Source organism: Caballeronia choica, from assembly GCF_001544535.1.
Lineage (GTDB): Bacteria > Pseudomonadota > Gammaproteobacteria > Burkholderiales > Burkholderiaceae > Caballeronia > Caballeronia choica.
On sequence record NZ_FCON02000055.1, the window covers coordinates 1 to 16392 of the forward strand.

The 16392-nt window shown below is 65.1% G+C and carries 16 protein-coding genes; 10 read left to right on the forward strand and 6 right to left on the reverse strand.

What is annotated here, in order from left to right; translation table 11 throughout:
- Nucleotides 1–276: 276 nt before the first annotated feature.
- The 3 genes from AWB68_RS22695 to AWB68_RS22705 are packed head-to-tail and all read right to left on the reverse strand — an operon-like array spanning nt 277 to nt 2506.
- Nucleotides 277–1251: a quinone oxidoreductase family protein gene (locus tag AWB68_RS22695; RefSeq protein WP_087646594.1), complete on the reverse strand. Its 975-nt coding sequence runs from the start codon at nt 1249–1251 to the stop codon at nt 277–279.
- 32 nt (nt 1252–1283) lie between these two features.
- Complete coding sequence (locus AWB68_RS22700; protein ID WP_087646595.1) at nt 1284–1673, reverse strand: methylglyoxal synthase; 390 nt, start codon at nt 1671–1673, stop codon at nt 1284–1286.
- A 53-nt stretch (nt 1674–1726) separates the two neighbouring features.
- Nucleotides 1727–2506 carry an SDR family oxidoreductase gene (locus AWB68_RS22705; RefSeq protein ID WP_087646596.1) on the reverse strand — a complete coding sequence of 260 codons (780 nt, stop codon included), beginning with the start codon at nt 2504–2506 and terminating at the stop codon, nt 1727–1729.
- 278 nt (nt 2507–2784) lie between these two features.
- Between AWB68_RS22705 and upp the strand changes: the two genes are divergently transcribed.
- From upp to rng, 9 genes are all read left to right on the forward strand, one after another.
- The gene (gene upp / locus AWB68_RS22710; protein WP_087646597.1) at nt 2785–3438 is read left to right on the forward strand and encodes a uracil phosphoribosyltransferase; all 654 of its coding nucleotides are present in this window, start codon (nt 2785–2787) and stop codon (nt 3436–3438) included.
- Between the two features lie 379 nt (nt 3439–3817).
- Complete coding sequence (locus AWB68_RS22715; RefSeq protein ID WP_087646598.1) at nt 3818–4546, forward strand: YebC/PmpR family DNA-binding transcriptional regulator; 729 nt, start codon at nt 3818–3820, stop codon at nt 4544–4546.
- Nucleotides 4547–4788: 242 nt separating this feature from the next.
- Nucleotides 4789–6078, forward strand: coding sequence for a phosphoribosylamine--glycine ligase (gene purD / locus AWB68_RS22720; protein ID WP_087646599.1), 1290 nt, complete (start codon nt 4789–4791; stop codon nt 6076–6078).
- Between the two features lie 116 nt (nt 6079–6194).
- The gene (hemF, locus tag AWB68_RS22725; RefSeq protein WP_087646600.1) at nt 6195–7118 is read left to right on the forward strand and encodes an oxygen-dependent coproporphyrinogen oxidase; all 924 of its coding nucleotides are present in this window, start codon (nt 6195–6197) and stop codon (nt 7116–7118) included.
- Between the two features lie 34 nt (nt 7119–7152).
- Nucleotides 7153–7845 (forward strand): nicotinate-nucleotide adenylyltransferase, encoded by a 693-nt coding sequence (locus AWB68_RS22730; RefSeq protein ID WP_235028456.1) that lies wholly within the window; start codon nt 7153–7155, stop codon nt 7843–7845.
- A gap of 2 nt (nt 7846–7847) precedes the next feature.
- Nucleotides 7848–8300, forward strand: a complete 453-nt coding sequence (gene rsfS, locus AWB68_RS22735; RefSeq protein ID WP_087646602.1) for a ribosome silencing factor — start codon at nt 7848–7850, stop codon at nt 8298–8300.
- 25 nt (nt 8301–8325) lie between these two features.
- Nucleotides 8326–8796, forward strand: coding sequence for a 23S rRNA (pseudouridine(1915)-N(3))-methyltransferase RlmH (gene rlmH / locus AWB68_RS22740; protein WP_087646603.1), 471 nt, complete (start codon nt 8326–8328; stop codon nt 8794–8796).
- A 56-nt stretch (nt 8797–8852) separates the two neighbouring features.
- Nucleotides 8853–9482, forward strand: a complete 630-nt coding sequence (locus AWB68_RS22745; RefSeq protein ID WP_087646604.1) for a Maf family protein — start codon at nt 8853–8855, stop codon at nt 9480–9482.
- 7 nt (nt 9483–9489) lie between these two features.
- Nucleotides 9490–10959: a ribonuclease G gene (gene rng, locus AWB68_RS22750; protein WP_087646605.1), complete on the forward strand. Its 1470-nt coding sequence runs from the start codon at nt 9490–9492 to the stop codon at nt 10957–10959.
- Between the two features lie 27 nt (nt 10960–10986).
- On the opposite strand, the gene waaC is transcribed toward rng, so the two are convergent.
- The 3 genes from waaC to AWB68_RS22765 form a co-directional block, all read right to left on the reverse strand.
- On the reverse strand, nt 10987–11955 hold the full coding sequence (gene waaC, locus AWB68_RS22755; protein WP_087646606.1) for a lipopolysaccharide heptosyltransferase I: 969 nt from the start codon (nt 11953–11955) through the stop codon (nt 10987–10989).
- 115 nt (nt 11956–12070) lie between these two features.
- Nucleotides 12071–13789: a lipid A export permease/ATP-binding protein MsbA gene (gene msbA, locus AWB68_RS22760; protein WP_200828765.1), complete on the reverse strand. Its 1719-nt coding sequence runs from the start codon at nt 13787–13789 to the stop codon at nt 12071–12073.
- Between the two features lie 170 nt (nt 13790–13959).
- A complete protein-coding gene (locus AWB68_RS22765; protein ID WP_235028453.1) occupies nt 13960–15234 on the reverse strand; it encodes an O-antigen ligase family protein in 1275 nt (424 codons plus the stop codon).
- Between the two features lie 151 nt (nt 15235–15385).
- On the opposite strand from AWB68_RS22765, the gene AWB68_RS22770 reads away from it, so the two are divergent.
- On the forward strand, nt 15386–16381 hold the full coding sequence (locus AWB68_RS22770; protein ID WP_235028454.1) for a glycosyltransferase family 2 protein: 996 nt from the start codon (nt 15386–15388) through the stop codon (nt 16379–16381).
- Nucleotides 16382–16392: the final 11 nt, after the last annotated feature.

The window sequence follows — 16392 nt, forward strand, 5'->3', positions numbered from 1 at the left end:
GCGACGTGCGCGCCTTTTCTACATGCCAACAACGATGAAACCCCGCTAACGACACTCCCCCGGTTGGACCACTCCGAGGGGCCGGTCTAGCGGGGCATGGCAAGGATTGGCGTTGGAAAGCTGCTTTCTTTGCTTACTTTCTTTGCAGCAGCAAAGAAAGTGAGTCCCGCCCCGGACAGGGGCAGAGCTAATAAACCACTAAGAAAACAAGTTCCATAGAAGCGCAAAAACATCAAACGGCGTAAACCCCACCCTCCCCAAGCGCCAGCGGCAAACCTACGGTAATAGAACCGTCGACCCCGTCGTCCTCCGCGCTTCCAGATCCTCGTGCGCGCGCCCGGCCTCCGCCAACGTATACCGCTGCCGCACGTTCGTCTTCACCTTCCCCGACTCGATCACCTCGAACAGTTCCGCCGCCATCGCATCGAGATCGCTCCGCTTCGCGATATAGCTGAACAGCGTCGGCCGCGTGAAGTAGAGCGAACCGCGCCCGGCAAACTCCGACGAATCGATCGGCGGCAGCGGCCCCGACGAATTCCCGAAACTCACGAAAAGCCCCAGCGGCTCAAGGCAATCAAGCGAAGCCGTATACGTGTCCTTCCCAATCGAATCGTAGACGACCGGCACGCCCGCGCCGTTCGTGATCTCGCGCACTCGCTTCGTGAAATTGTCGCGCGTGTACACGATCGGATAATCGCAGCCGTGCGCCTTCGCAAGCTCAGCCTTCTCATCCGAGCCGACCGTGCCGATCACCGTCGCGCCGAGCGCCTTCGCCCACTGGCACGCGAGCATCCCGACGCCGCCCGCCGCCGCGTGAATCAACACCGTGTCGCCGGCCTTCACGCGATAGGTCCGCCGCAACAGATATTGCGCAGTGAGCCCCTGCAGCATGATCGAGGCGGCATCCTCATAACCGATCGCGTCGGGCAACGCGACGACGTATTCCGCCGACATCACGCGCTCCTCCGCATACGCGCCCGGCGGACGCGACGCATACGCCACCCGATCGCCCGGCGCGAAGCGCGTGACGCCCTCGCCGACCGCCGTCACCTCGCCCGCCGCTTCCATGCCGAGGCCGCCCGGCAACGGCATCGGATACAGCCCGGTGCGGAAATACACGTCGATGAAGTTCAGGCCCACCGCGTGGTGCTTCACGCGAATCTCGCCCTTGCCCGGCTCGCCGACGTCCACGTCGACCCACTTCATCACCTCGGGGCCGCCTGCCTTGTCGAATCGAATTGCCTTTGTCATGGTGTCTCCGTTCGTAGCGCCTTGCTGGTCGTTCAGGCCGCGCGCGAGAAGCGCAGCTTGAGGTCGTCGAGGATCATGCGCGCCGTCGCGATGTTGGTTGCGCACGGGACGTTGTGCACGTCGCAGGCGCGCACGAGTGCATTGATGTCGGGTTCGTGCGGCTGCGGCGTCATCGGGTCGCGCAGGAAGATCACGACGTCCACGCGCCCTTCCGCCAGTTCCGCGCCGATCTGCAGGTCGCCGCCGTGCGGGCCCGAAAGCTTGCGCTCCACTTCGAGCCCATGCGCCGCCGCGATCCGCGAGCCGGTGGTGCCCGTCGCGAGCAACTGGCAGCGCGCGAGCGTATCGACGTATTCGCCGGCCAAGGCGACGATGTCGTCCTTCTTCATGTCGTGCGCGATCAGCGCGACGCGTGTGCTCATGAGGTGTGGCTCCTGTCGTTGCTGCAAGTAAGGTTGTGATGACCGCGACGCGCCTAGAACGTGCCCGGATAGGCGCCGCCGTCGATGAGCCAGTTTTGTCCCGTGATGTAGCCCGCGTGCACGCTGCACAGGAACGCGCAGGCGCGGCCGAACTCGTCCGGCGTGCCGAAGCGTCCCGCGGGCAGCGTCTTGGCGCGGAGGGCGCGCGCTTCGTCGAGCGAGATGTTCTGTGCCTTCGCCTGCGCCTCGATCGTCACCGCGATGCGATCGGTGTCGAACGTGCCCGGCAGCAGGTTGTTGATCGTGACGCCGGTCGCGGCAACCCTGCGCGCGACGCCCGCGACGAAACCCGTCAACCCCGAGCGCGCGCCGTTCGACAATCCGAGCACGTCGATCGGCGCCTTCACCGATGAGCTCGTGATATTCACGATCCGCCCGAAGCCGCGACCGATCATGCCGTCGATGGTCTGCTTGATGAGTTCGATCGGCGTGAGCATGTTGCCGTCGAGCGCCTTGATCCAGTCGTCGCGCGTGAACTCGCGGAAGTCGCCCGGCGGCGGGCCGCCCGCGTTGTTCACGAGGATGTCGGGCGAAGGACAGGCCGCGAGCGCCGCGGCGTGGCCTTCTGCGCGGGTGATGTCGCACGCCACCGCCTTCACGTCGACGCCGTATTTGGCGCGGATCTCGGCGGCGGTGGCTTCGAGCGTCGCCTGCGTGCGCGCGACGATCACGAGATTGACGCCCTCGGCGGCGAGCGCTTCGGCGCAGCCGCGCCCGAGTCCCTTGCTGGCGGCGCACACCAGGGCCGTGCGGCCCGCGATTCCCATGTCCATCGTTGCTCCTTTCGGTTGCGTTGGGTCGATCCGTGGCTTCGGAAAAATCGCTGCGGATGCTTTCCGCGCAATTCTAGAAGAATCGGGACGCGTACGTTGGGGACGTCCGCGAACGCCCGATGAATGTTCGCAAATCCTCATCCCGATTTCGGTAAACTGGCGGCATTGTCCCAGCCCGGCGCAACAGATTGCCCGCTCCGCGTCGAAGCGCCTCGAAAACGACGCGGCACGAGCGCCGTCGGCCGAATAACACTCACGGCGCCACGCGCGCGAATCCCATGAAACAGGACAGCCGTTTTCCCAATCTCTTCATCCTCGACCACCCGCTGATCCAGCACAAGCTCACGCACATGCGCGACAAGGACACGTCCACGCGCACCTTCCGCGAATTGCTCCGCGAAATCACGCTGCTGATGGGCTACGAAATCACCCGCAACCTGCCGCTCACGACCAAACGCGTGGAAACGCCGCTCGTCGAGATCGACGCGCCCGTCATCGCCGGCAAGAAGCTCGCCATCGTGCCGGTGCTGCGCGCGGGAATCGGCATGTCGGACGGCTTGCTCGATCTCGTGCCATCGGCGCGGGTCGGCCATATCGGCGTGTATCGCGCCGAGGATCACCGGCCGGTCGAGTATCTCGTGCGCCTGCCGCCGGATCTCGAGGAGCGCGTGTTCATCCTGTGCGATCCGATGGTCGCGACGGGTTATTCGGCGGTCCACGCCGTCGACGTGATGAAGCGGCGCAAGGTGCAGGGCGAGAACATCATGTTCGTGGCGCTCGTCGCGGCGCCGGAAGGCGTGAAGGTGTTCTCGGATGCGCATCCGGACGTGAAGCTGTATGTCGCGTCGCTGGATTCGCACCTGAACGACCATGCTTATATCGTGCCCGGTCTCGGCGACGCCGGCGACCGGTTGTTCGGCACGAAGAACTGAACGCTCTTGTGAACGCAGTTTCGGCGCGGAGGTTTTCGACCCGCGCCGGAAAATCGCCGACTCTCGACGCTTCCCGCCCTTCCGCCCGCGCTTTTCCCGCCGCCCGGCCGCTGCCGGCTTCCGGCGCCATGATAAAATTCTTGTCTGCTTAGCGTCTCTACAGCGCGCAACTGGAAGGCGGGCGCCGCCGGCTCTTCGCCTTTCATCACGGGCGTTCCGTCGCACAGGCGCATTGGCGCGAAGCCAGAAGACGCGTACCAACAACGTCAGTCAAGGCAAGCAGCACGCATCGATCACCGCTCGCCACAGTCGGCCCGGGCGGACACACTGAAACACAGGCGCGCGGCAGCCAAATCCGCGCGCGGGACGGAGAAAGGTAATGGCGGGTCATTCGAAATGGGCCAACATCAAGCATAAGAAAGCAGCGACCGATGCGAAGCGCGGCAAGGTCTGGACGCGTCTCATCAAGGAAATCCAGGTCGCAGCCCGCATGGGCGGCGGCGACGCCGACACGAACCCGCGCCTGCGGCTCGCCGTCGACAAGGCGTACGACGCCAACATGCCGAAGGACAACATCAACCGCGCGATCCAGCGCGGCACGGGCGGCGTCGATGGCGCGAACTACGAGGAAATCCGCTACGAAGGCTACGGCATCGGCGGCGCGGCCATCATCGTCGATACGATGACGGACAACCGCACGCGCACCGTCGCGGAAGTGCGCCACGCGTTCTCGAAGTTCGGCGGCAACATGGGCACGGACGGCTCGGTGTCGTTCATGTTCGACCACGTCGGCCAGTTCCTGTTTGCGCCCGGCACGGCGGAAGACAAGCTGATGGAAGCGGCGCTCGAAGCGGGCGCGGACGACGTCGTGACGAACGACGACGGCAGCATCGAGGTGATCTGCCCGGCAAACGACTTCCCGAAGGTGAAGACTGCGCTCGAAGCCGCCGGGTTCAAGGCGGAAATCGCCGAAGTGACGATGAAGCCGCAAACGGAAGTCGAATTCAGCGGCGACGAAGCAGTGAAAATGCAGAAACTGCTCGATGCGCTCGAAAATCTCGACGACGTGCAGGAAGTCTATACAAACGCGGCGATCGGCGAAGGGTAAGAAGCGTAAGGCTCACGGCGCGCCCGCCTCGCGCGTGGAACGGGTTTCGCTTGAGATGAAGCTCGATGCAGGCGGGCGAGCGTGCCGACGTATGAAATTGCTGTCGGAAGGGTGCGTGACGCAGCAGACATCCGCGCGAGCCGCCTTCCCAATAGACACAGACTTGGTCACTGCAGCATTTTCGACTCGCGCGGGACTCGCGCGACGCCGCCACTGGCTTTTTAAGTAATTCGGGGATTCAAATGAAGTTACTCGTCGTCGGTTCCGGCGGTCGCGAACATGCTCTCGCCTGGAAACTCGCGCAGTCGCCGCGCGTCCAGATCGTCTACGTGGCGCCCGGCAACGGCGGCACCGCGCAGGACGAGCGTTTGCGCAACATCGATATCACCGACCCCGCCGCCCTCGCCGACTTCGTCGAGCGGGAGCACGTGTCGCTGACGGTGGTCGGTCCCGAGGCGCCGCTCGCGGCTGGCATCGTGAACCTGTTCCGCTCGCGCGGGCTCAAGATCTTCGGCCCGACGAAGGAAGCCGCGCAACTCGAAAGCTCGAAGGACTTCGCGAAGGCGTTCATGAAGCGCCACCGCATTCCGACCGCCGAGTACGAAACCTTCACCGACGCGGCCGCCGCCCACGCGTATCTCGATGCCAGGGGCGCGCCGATCGTGATCAAGGCCGACGGGCTCGCGGCCGGCAAGGGCGTGGTCGTCGCGACTTCGCTCGAAGAAGCGCACGCCGCCGTCGATTCGATGCTCGCCGACAACAAGCTCGGCGACGCCGGCGCGCGCGTCGTGATCGAGGAGTTCCTGGAAGGCGAGGAAGCGAGCTTCATCGTGATGGTCGACGGCAAGCATGTGCTCGCGCTGGCGTCGAGCCAGGACCACAAGCGCCTCGGCGACGGCGACCGTGGCCCGAACACCGGCGGCATGGGCGCCTACTCGCCCGCGCCGATCGTCACGCCGCAACTGCACGCGCGCGTGATGCGCGAGATCATCCAGCCGACGGTGCGCGGCATGGAAAGCGAAGGCATCCGCTACACGGGTTTTCTCTACGCCGGCCTGATGATCGACGCGCAGGGCAATCCGAAGACGCTCGAATTCAACTGCCGCATGGGCGACCCGGAAACGCAGCCGATCATGGCGCGCCTGAAGGGCGATTTCTCGAAAGTGATCGAACTGGCGATCGCCGGGACGCTCGACGGCGCGGTGCTCGAATGGGACCGGCGCACGGCGCTCGGCGTCGTGCTCGCGGCGCACAACTATCCGGACACGCCGCGCCGCGGCGACCGCATCAGCGGGATTCCCGCCGAAACCGAGACCGCCGTGACCTTCCACGCCGGCACGACGCTCGCCGACGGCAAGCTCACGACTTCGGGCGGCCGGGTGCTGTGTGTCGTCGGATTGTCGGATTCGGTTCGCGGCGCGCAATCCGTGGTCTACGATACAGTCAACCAGATTTCCTTCGACGGCATGCAGTATCGCCGCGACATCGGTTATCGCGCGGTCAACCGCAAGCAGAACGATCGCCACGGCTGACCCGGTCCGACGGATCAGGCAACACTCGCGCTGCCGGACCTTCGCGTCCGGCAGCGCGTTTTTTAAGGGGGCGCTTTAGAAAGGTGCCCGAATCCGCTTAGCGCAATGCAGCAACGATGACCGACACGACTCCCGACGTACAAGCTGTCCGCACTTACCTCACCGGCCTGCAAACGCAGATCGCCGAGACGCTCGGCGCGTTCGACGGCGCCACGTTCGCCATCGACGCGTGGCAGCGCGGCCCCGACGAGCGCCTGCGCGGCGGCGGCTGCACGCGGATTCTCGAAGGCGGAAAGTTCTTCGAGCGCGGCGGCATCGGCTTCTCCGACGTTTCCGGCGACGCGCTGCCGCCGTCCGCGAGCGCCGCCCGCCCGCAACTGGCCGGGCGCGGTTTCGAGGCGCTGGGCGTCTCGCTCGTCATGCATCCGCTGAATCCGCACTGCCCGACGGTGCACATGAACGTGCGCCTCTTGATGGCGACCCGGGAAGGCGAAGCGCCGCTTTTCTGGTTCGGCGGCGGCATGGATCTCACGCCCTGCTACGGCTACGAAGACGACGCGCGGCATTTTCACCGCGTCTGCCGCGATGCGCTGGCCCCGTTCGGCGCCGAGCTGTATCCGCACTTCAAGACGTGGTGCGACGAGTATTTCTACTTGAAGCATCGCGACGAGCGGCGCGGCATCGGCGGCATTTTCTTCGACGATTTCGCCGAGCCCGGTTTCGAGCGCTCGTTCGCGATGATGAAAAGCGTCGGTGATGCGTTCCTGAAGGCGTACCTGCCGATCATCGAGCGTCGCCGCGACACGCCGTACACTGAGGCCCAGCGCGAATTCCAGGCGTACCGGCGCGGCCGCTACGTCGAATTCAACCTCGTCTTCGATCGCGGCACGCATTTCGGGCTGCAAAGCGGCGGCCGCACCGAATCGATCCTGATGTCGATGCCGCCCGTCGCGAACTGGCGCTACAACTGGCAGCCCGAACCCGGCACGCCGGAGGCGCGGCTTTATACCGACTTCCTGGTGCCAAGGGAATGGATCTGACCGGCATGCCACTCATCGGACAAAGGATCGACCACTGAATTCGAACCAGCCTTGCGCTCGACGCGTCGGCCTGCTCGGCGGCACGTTCGACCCGATCCACGACGGACACCTCGCGATCGCGGCGCGCTTCGTCGAGTTGCTGCAACTGACCGAACTCGTGCTTCTGCCAGCCGGTCAGCCGTGGCAAAAGAAGGACGTCTCGGCGCCGCAGCACCGGCTCGCGATGACGCGCGCCGCAGCGGCTTCGATGCGCGTGGAAGGCGTCGAGGTGATCGTCGCCACCGATGAAATCGAGCGCGACGGCCCGACCTACACCGTCGATACGCTCGCCGCGTGGCGCGAGCGCGAAGGCGCGGACGCGTCGCTCGCACTCCTGATCGGCGCCGATCAGCTCGTGCACCTGAACTCGTGGCACGACTGGATGCGCCTCTTCGACTTCGCGCATGTCTGCGTGGAAACGCGGCCGGGCTTCGACATTGCTTCGTTGCCCGATGCCGTCGCCGCCGTGGTCGCCGCGCGCAGTGCGCAGCCGGACGTGTTGCGCACAACGCCGCACGGGCATCTGATGATCGACGCGTCGCTCGCGGTGGAAGTGTCCGCGACGGCCATCCGCGAACAGGTTCGCAACACACTCCGCGCCCAGCCGGCGGGCCAGCCTGACGCAAGAAGTCAGGTCCCGCCCGCCGTATGGGACTATATTGTTCAACATCATCTGTACCAACGGTAACTATGGAAATTCAAAAACTTCAACGCGCGATCGTCGACGGTCTCGAAGACGTCAAGGCGCAGGACATCAAGGTGTTCAATACCACGCACCTGACCTCTCTCTTCGATCGCGTGGTCGTCGCGAGCGGCACGTCGAACCGGCAGACCAAGGCGCTGGCCAACAGCGTGCGCGAGAAAGTCAAGGAAGCGGGCGGCGACATCATCTCCACCGAGGGCGAGGAAGTCGGCGAGTGGGTGCTCGTCGATTGCGGCGATGCCGTCGTGCACATCCTGCAACCCGCGCTGCGCCAGTACTACAACCTCGAAGAGGTCTGGGGCGACAAGCCGGTGCGCGTCAAGCTGCAGACCCGGAACACGTTCGGCGGCGCGCGCGCCAGCGAGCCGCTGAGCGACGACGCAGACGACGAGGACGACGCGCCCGCCGCGAAACCGGCCCGCAAGACGACGCGCCGCTGACCAGCGGTTTCATGCGTCGCGTGTCGTGAAACTGCATATCCTCGCGGTCGGCCACAAGATGCCCGACTGGATCGCCACCGGCTTCGACGAGTATGCGAAACGCATGCCGCCGGAGTTGCGCATCGAGTTGCGCGAGATCAAGCCGGAACAACGGTCGTCGGGCCGCAATGCCGAAAGCGTGATGGCCGCCGAGCGGCAACGCATCGAAGCCGCGCTGCCGAAGAACGCGCGCCTGATCGCGCTCGATGAACGCGGCCGCGACTGGACCACGATGCAGCTTGCGGGCGCCCTGCCCGGCTGGCAGCAGGACGGGCGCGACGTCGCCTTCGTGATCGGCGGTGCCGACGGACTCGATCCCCAAGTGAAGGCGCGCGCCGAAGTGCTGCTGCGCGTATCCAGCCTCACCTTGCCGCACGGGATGGTACGAGTCCTGCTCGCCGAACAGCTTTACCGCGCGTGGAGCATCACGCAGAATCATCCCTATCATCGCGCTTGAGGGCCCTGTCATATCGAAAGCGGTCCTCGTGCTCGCCTTCCGAGACCCGCTTCCAGATGCAGACACCCTCTTCTCCGCTTCATCCCTTCGTCTATCTCGCGTCGCAAAGTCCGCGACGGCAGGAGTTGCTGCAACAACTGGGCGCACGGTTCGAGTTGCTGCTGCCGCGTCCCGACGAGGACGCCGAAGCGCTCGAAGCCGAGCTTCCCGGCGAAGCACCCGATGCCTATGTCGTGCGCGTCTGCGCGTTGAAGGCCGAAGCCGCGCACGCCCGGCGCGTGGCGGGCCATCATGCGGCCGCGCCGATCCTCGTCGCCGATACCACCGTCACGATCGATGGCGCCATCATGGGCAAGCCCGCCGATGCCGCCGAAGCCGTCGCGATGCTCGAACGCCTTTGCGGCCGCGAGCATGAAGTGCTGACGGCGCTCGCCGTCGTCGACGCGGAAGGTGTGTTGCTCCCGCCCGCGTTGTCGCGCTCGAAGGTGCGCGTAGCCAGCGTCGACCGTGCTGCATTGCAGCGTTACGCGGCCACCGGCGAGCCGCTCGGCAAGGCCGGCGCGTACGGCATCCAGGGACGGGCGGCTGCGTTCATCGAGCGGATCGAGGGGTCCTATTCGGGTATCATGGGTCTGCCCCTTTTCGAAACCGCAGCACTCTTGCGCGTGGCGCGCGTCGACTTCTAAACAGGCCATGAACGAAGAAATCCTGATCAACGTCACACCGCAGGAAACCCGCGTCGCACTCGTTCAGCAAGTCGCCGTGCAGGAGCTTCATGTCGAACGCACGCTTTCACGCGGGCGCGTCGGCAACGTCTATCTCGGCCGTGTCGTGCGCGTGCTGCCGGGCATGCAGTCCGCGTTCATCGATATCGGGCTGGAACGCGCCGCGTTTCTTCATGTCGCCGATATCTGGCATCCGCGCATCGCGGGCGTGTCGCATTCGAACACGCCGCATACGCCGATCGAAAAGATCGTGTTCGAAGGGCAATCGCTGATGGTGCAGGTCGTGAAGGACCCGATCGGCACCAAGGGCGCGCGGCTTTCCACACAGGTGAGCATCGCCGGGCGCACGCTGGTTTATCTGCCGCAGGAACCGCATATCGGGATTTCGCAGAAGATCGAGAGCGAGGCCGAGCGCGAAGCCGTGCGCGCGCGGCTCACCGCCGTGCTGCCCGCCGACGAGAAAGGCGGCTATATCGTGCGCACCATCGCAGAGGATGCGACGAGCGAAGAGCTTGCCGGCGATGTCGCGTACCTGCGCAAGACGTGGGCGACGATCGTGGCGCAGGCGCAGCGCGTGCCACCGACCACGCTGCTCTATCAGGACCTGAATCTCGCGCAGCGCGTGCTGCGCGATTTCGTCAACGACGAGACCACGCGCATCCAGGTGGATTCGCGCGAGACGTACCAGATGCTCGCCGAGTTCGCGGCCGAGTTCACGCCGGCGGTGGCGTCCCGGCTGCATCACTACACCGGCGAGCGGCCGCTCTTCGACCTGTACAACATCGAGGCGGAGATTCAGCGGGCGCTGTCGCGGCGGGTCGATTTGAAGTCGGGCGGCTACCTGATGATCGACCAGACCGAGGCGATGACGACCATCGACGTCAACACGGGCGGTTACGTCGGCGCGCGCAATTTCGACGATACGATCTTCAAGACCAATCTCGAAGCCGCGCACACGATCGCGCGGCAGTTGAGGCTGCGCAATCTCGGCGGCATCATCATCATCGATTTCATCGACATGGAAAACGTCGAGCATCGCGACCAGGTGCTGGGCGAGCTCAAGAAGGCGCTGTCACGCGATCGAACGCGCGTGACGGTGAACGGGTTCTCGCAACTGGGGCTTGTCGAGATGACGAGGAAGCGCACGCGTGAGTCGCTCGCGCATGTGCTGTGCGAGCCATGTCCGACGTGCGAGGGCAAGGGGCAGGTCAAGACGCCGCGCACGGTGTGCTACGACGTGCTGCGCGAGATCATGCGCGAGTCACGCCAGTTCAATCCGCGCGAGTTTCGCGTGGTGGCGTCGCAGCAGGTGATCGACCTGTTTCTTGAAGAGGAGTCGCAGCATCTCGCGATGCTGATGGATTTTATCGGCAAGCCGGTGTCGCTGCAGGTGGAGTCGAATTTGAGTCAGGAGCAGTACGATATCGTGCTGATGTAGCTTCCCCCGACCCACCCACCCCATCGCTTATTTCGGCCGCTGCACCGACGCAATCGCCTCCAGCGCCTCTTCTACCGAAGGCGGCCGGCCATCATCGCCGATCGACGCGCACAGCCCCGGAATGCTGACGCCGAAATGCGGCCGCGACGTCGCGCTGAAGATCATCACCGTGGGCTTGCGCAGCGCCGTCGCCAGATGCACGAGCCCCGTATCCGTCCCCACGACGAGCGCAGCGAGGTCGACATGCTGCGCGATCTGCTCGATCGTCAGTTTCGGCAGCACGCGCGCCCCGGGCACGCCCGCCGCGATGGCCTCCGCTTCGCGGCGCTCGGCGTCCGAACCCCATGGAATCAGCGGCGTCATGCCACGTTCGCGAAGCGAATGTGCAACGGCGATCCAGTTCGCGGTTGGCCACTTCTTCTCCTCCTTCGACGTCGCATGAAACAGTAGCGCGAAGGGCATGTCCTTCACCGCGTCCGGCACGGTGGCCGGCTTCGGGATCGAAAAGACAGTCGGCGGAACGGCTTCGATCGCGTATCCGAAGGTCTCGCCGAGCGTGCGCCGCATGCCTTCCCACGCGTTGGCATCGTTACGCGGCGCAAACCGGTGCGTGTAGGCAAACGCGGCGCCGCGCTCGCCGAGGTTCACCGACGAATAACCAAACCGCCGCTTCGAGCGCGTGAGAAAGGAGATGATCGCGCTCTTGTAGACGCCGTGCAGGTCCAGCACCGCGTCGTAGCGCTCCTGCCGCAGATCGGAGATCGACGACCAGATCGCCGACAAATCCTTGATGCTGCGCATTTTCTTGAAGCGCCGCAGCGGCGCGCACAGCACGCGCGCGACGCCGGGATTCCAGCGCGGAATGTCGGCGAACGCGTCGTCGACGGCCCAGTCGATCGTCACGCCGGGAAACGCCCGGTGCAAGTCGCCCACGACCGCTTGCGCGTGGATCACGTCACCCAGCGAGGTGACCTTCACAACCAAGATTCGCTTCATTCTGCAACCACGTTACGAGCGGGAGCCGCCCGGTTGATCAATGGATCCGGCGCGCGCTTCGATTTGATTCGATTCGATTCGAAGCGCGTCGCGGCAATGCACGAGCCAAAGCGGATCAGGCCGCCTGCTGCTGATACTGGATGCGATGCAGGTGCGCGTACAGCCCGTCCTGCTGCAGCAATTCCGCATGGCTGCCATGCTCGGCGATGCGTCCCGCCTCCATCACGAGAATGCGGTCGGCGCGCTCGATGGTCGACAGCCGGTGCGCGATGACGAGCGTCGTGCGCCCCTTCATCAGCGTCTCGAGCGCGGACTGCACGTGACGCTCGGACTCGGAATCGAGCGCGGAGGTCGCTTCGTCGAGGATCAGGATCGGCGCGTCCTTGTAAATCGCGCGCGCGATGGCGAGACGCTGGCGCTGGCCGCCCGACAGGCGCATGCCGTTGCCGCCGATCAGCGTATCGATGCCATCGGGCATCGCCGCGACGACGTCGGCGAGATTCGCCGCGCGCAATGCCGCCTGGACGCGTTCGCGATCCGGTTCCACGCCGTAGGCGACGTTTGCCGAGATCGTGTCGTTGAAGAGCACGACGTCCTGGCTCACCATCGCCAACTGGCCGCGCAAGTCGTGCAGGTCGTACTCGGTGAGCGGCACGCCGTCGACGAGCACCTCGCCTTTCGTCGGATCGAAGAAGCGCGGCAGCAGGTTGACGAGCGTCGTCTTGCCGCTGCCCGAGGGCCCCGCGAGCGCGACCATCTCGCCCGGCGCCACCTTGAACGACACGCGGTCGAGCGTCGGCCGCTCGGGCGAACCATAGCTGAACGACACCTCGCGAAACTCGATGTTGCCCTGGGCGCGCGCAAGCTTCTGGCCGCCGCCCGCGGGCTCGGCCGGTTCGTCGATCAGGCCGAAGATCATTTCGGCCGCCGTCATGCCGCGTTGCAGCGGCTGGTTGATGTCGATCAGGTGCTTGAGCGGCGAGATCACGAGCAGCATCGACGTGACGAACGCGACGAAGCCGCCGACCGTCGTCTGGTCGCTCGCCGACTGCACGACCGCGATCGTGATCACGATCGCGAGCGCGATCGACGCGAGGAATTGCGTGAGCGGCTGGGCGAGGCCGCCGGACACCTGCATGCGCATCGAATAGCCGCGCAGGCGGTTGCTCATGTCGGTGAAGCGGGCGGTTTCGTAGGGCTCGCCGTTGTGCACCTTCACGACCTTATAGCCGCCGACCGTCTCCTCGACGATATACGACAGCTCGTTCGTGAGCATCTGGTGCTCGCGGTTCAGGCGCCGCAGACGCCGGTTGATCTTGGACACGAGCCAGCCGATGCCCGGCAGGATCACCGCGACGATCAGCGTCAGGCGCCAGTTCAGGATGAAGAGATAGCCGAGCAGGAACACGACCGTGAGCGAATCGCGCACCAGCGTGACGATCACGCTGGAGAGCACCTGCAGGATCTGGTTGACCTCGAAGACGATCGCGTTGATGACGGTGCTCGCCGTCTCGCGCTGGAAAAATCCGGCGCTCGTATGGATCATGCGGTCGAACATCTTGAGCCGCAGTTGCAGCAGGATCTTGTTCGACACATACGACAGCAGATAGCCCGACGCGTACTGCGCGACGCCGCGCACGAGCGCGAGCCCGATCACCGCGACCGGCACGACCCAGCGGGCCTTGTCGCTGCCCTTGGTGCCGAAGCCGTGGTCGAGCAGCGGCTTGAGCAGCATCGGAATGCCGGCCTCGCTCGCCGCGACGAACGCCATCGCGATGAGACCGAGCGCCACGATGCCCATCAGCGGCCGGATATAAGGCCAAAGGCGCCTCATCACGGCCGTGGGGGACGTGTTCTGGCCTTCGCCGATGGTCTTGCTCAAACCCGCTTGTTGATTCAAAAACGCACCTCACTTCGCAGTACAGCAATCGGGACGTCGCGTTTTGCGTTTCGCGCCCGCCATTTCGAATCGTGCGCGCCGCGCACGGGACAGCGTCGCGCCCGTCAGGCGGCGGGCCCCGCGCCCGGTTTGCCAAGCGGCGTGCGCGCGTCGTGCGTGATGATGGCGAGCAGCACGGCCCACAGGAGCGCGATCAGCGCGGTGCTCATGACGACCGTAAACACGTCGATACTCAAGCCGAAGATGATAACCGAGCCGGAAACGGCGATGCCGCAATATGCAGCGGTCGATACATCGCGGTCGGGCGATTTTCGGTAGCGGAGAAAATAGACGAGCGGGCCCACGTACATCAGCAGGAGGCACATCACGCCCGCGCTGCCGAGCTCCGCGATGGTCGAGAAAAACTCGCTGTGCGCGCGCTGATTGACGACGAGCGGCGACACCTCCCCCGCGTTCGCCATCTCCTGGAGCGACGACTTGAGCTTGCCCTTTCCGACGCCCAGCGCCGGGTGCGCCTCGAAAAGGCGCAGCGACGCGCGCCACAATTGCAGACGAGCGCCGATCGAGCTGTCGGCGGCCGGGGCGCCCTGTTCGAGGCGCATCAAATCCGCCTGCGTGGCCATCAGGCGCCCTCGACCGTTCGGGGTCGCGAGCAGCGCCGCCATCGCGATCATGGCGATAGCCACGGCCGCGAGCCAGTGCCGCTTTTGCCTGATCCAGCCGAAGTTGAGCGAGCACAGGACCAGGAAAAGCGGTATCGCGAGCCAGCCGCCGCGCGTGCCCGACAGATACGACGCGTAGACGCCGCCCACCAGCCCGAGCAGTTTGACCGGGATGGCGAGCCGCCTGTAGCGGTCGTCCCAGCGTATCGACATCGCCGAAAGGAAGCCCAGCAGCAGGGCCGTATTGCCATACGGAATCGGGTTCGTGTAGTCGTTGCCGAGGCGCTCGACCTCCGACGCCGTCATGTGGATGGCGCTGTCGAGCGCCCAGAGGCCCGCGCCGATCGCGCCGAACGCGCAGCCCCAGCCGAGCGCCTTCAGGGACTTGACCGGCACCTTCACGAGCAGGAGAAAGATCGGCAGACTGAGCGCCAAACGCGACATGCCGTCGAATTCGCGCGGCAGGTAATATCCGTCGATCGCTTGCTGGGCGGGCAAAAGCACCATGAAACCGAGCATCCCGATGGTGTATAACGGAAACGCCTTGAACAACAGCTTCGAGTCCAGCCGATATCGCTTCGTGAAGGCGAGCGCCAGTGCAAGGGCAAATAACAGGAAGAAGCAGTAGCCGGTGCCGCCGCGCACGACCAGCGTTGTCGCCGGCGCCAGAAAAACCAAGCTGGCAATGAGAAAGCGTAGATTTTTTTCCAGAATCATAAACGTCACGTGGGTGGACCAAATGGTCCGTTCGCTTATCCCAAAAACCCGCGCTATTATAGCCGCAGCCGCCTGGCGCATACCGGAGCCCGGCATCGCGAGATGCCCGAAGCCGCGGCTGCGCAGGCCTTGAGACTCCCCTGGACCGGAAATGCCCGCAACGCCTCATCGAGAGCTGGCTCGGCCGCTCGCGAGCCTGATGCTTATCACGTTCAATCAGCAACATAGCGTAGCCGAAGCCATTCGGGGCGCATTGTCACAGACCTGGTCGCCGCTGGAGATTCTCATCTCGGACGATGCCTCCTCCGACGACACCTTCGCCGTCGCGCAGCAATGCGTGCGCGAGTACGCCGGCCCGCATGCCGTGCGCCTCTATCGCAACGAGACGAACCTCGGCATCAGCGCGCATCTGAGTGCGCTGGCGGCCCGGGCGTCGGGGGAAATGCTGTTCGTGGCCGCCGGCGACGATATCTCGATGCCGGAACGCTGCGAGCGCGTGATGAACGCGTGGCTCGATAGCGGCAAGCGCTACGACCTGATCGCGACCGACCTGCGGGATCTCGACGCCGACGGCAATCTTCACGACGTCATGACGGTGACCGACCTGTCCGCCTATCACAGCTTCGACGACTGGTCGCGCAACCGGCCACACGTCGTCGGCGCGGCGCATGCCTGGGCGCGGCGGCTCTTCACGGAATTCGGCCCGATGGAACCCGGCATCTACGGCGAAGACCAGATCATGGTGTTTCGCGCGATCATGAGCGGCGGCGCGTTCACGCTGCGTGAACCGCTCGTGCAGTATCGGCGTGGCGGGCTGTCGAGAAAGCGCCGTTGGCGCACCCCGGCCGACTTCGTCGCGCGCATCAAGCTCGCGAACGTGAACGGCACGGGCGAAACGCGGCAGTTGCAGCGTGACGCGGACCGGGTCGGCGCGGGCGACGCGATGCGCGCGTTGCTGGCAAAAAAGGCGGCCCGCGAGGACTATGTCGCCGCCGTATTCAGCGACCGGCCGCTGTCGCGAAAGCTTGCGATGCTCATGAGTGCGAGCAGCGTGAGCGCGGGATTTCGCATCCGGATGTTCGTCTACGCGACGTGTCCGTGGCTCATGAGCCCGTTCTTCTTCGTCAAATGGCATTTGCGGGCGTGATGCGCGAAACG